The 276-nt window shown below is 36.6% G+C and carries 1 protein-coding gene; it reads right to left on the bottom strand.

The window, feature by feature from the left end; translation table 11 throughout:
- Positions 1 to 276 (bottom strand): transposase (locus tag Q8G36_RS28755; RefSeq protein ID WP_305275367.1); only part of this gene is annotated, 276 nt, incomplete at both ends.

Here is a 276-nt window from a genome sequence, read left to right as displayed (position 1 = left end):
GTGTTCAGCACTTATTAACTTTTTATTAGCAGCTGTCATTAAAATGCGATAGAAAATCTGTTCAAACAGGTCTGTATCTTTAAAGCGTCGCTCATAATTTTTCCCGAACGTAGAGAAATGAGGTACTTTATCATGGAAACCATAGCCTAAGAACCAACGGTAAGCCATATTGGTTTCAACTTCTTCAATCGTTTTACGCATGGAACGAATACCGAAGGTATATTGAATGAAAGTCAGTTTAACTAAAATAACTGGATCAATACTTGGGCGTCCTAC

This window comes from Peribacillus frigoritolerans (assembly GCF_030676415.1).
GTDB lineage: Bacteria > Bacillota > Bacilli > Bacillales > DSM-1321 > Peribacillus > Peribacillus frigoritolerans_A.
Note: the sequence above shows the minus strand (reverse complement) of the source record. Positions and strands in the feature narration are given on the sequence as shown.